Below are 372 nucleotides of genomic sequence, written 5' to 3'. Positions count from 1 at the left end.
TCTCCGAGCGCGAAAAGGTAGCCGGTATGCGAGGGCCGGGTCTTGTCCGCTACTACATGAACCGCCACGTTGCTGAAGTAGGTAGTCGTGCTACACAAGAAGAACTTTCTACAATACCAAAGCCGGGATTTAATCTTGAAGTTATAGAAGGAGGAAAATTATGAAAACTAACGAACGATTCCATATTGCATGCCAAAATACATTTATAATTTCTCATTCAAACGACTTAGAAACTATGAAAATTTGGAAAAATCTTAAGGAATTACATGATGAAAATTTAGATGAATTTTTTGAATTTTCTATAGTGCGAGATAATGAAGTGCTTCTAGAGACACTTCGCCTTCCGAGTGATCCTTCACTCTACGAATGGTT

The 372-nt window shown here is 38.7% G+C and carries 1 protein-coding gene; it reads left to right on the top strand.

The annotated features are described in order from the left end of the window. Positions 1 to 160 precede the first annotated feature (160 nt). Positions 161 to 372, top strand: a 212-nt coding sequence (locus tag KP705_RS19275; RefSeq protein WP_215765476.1) for a hypothetical protein, incomplete at its 3' end; no start/stop codon positions are given.

This window comes from Gluconobacter sp. P1D12_c, from assembly GCF_018812105.1.
Taxonomy (GTDB): Bacteria; Pseudomonadota; Alphaproteobacteria; order Acetobacterales; family Acetobacteraceae; genus Gluconobacter; species Gluconobacter oxydans_A.
Note: the sequence above shows the minus strand (reverse complement) of the source record. Positions and strands in the feature narration are given on the sequence as shown.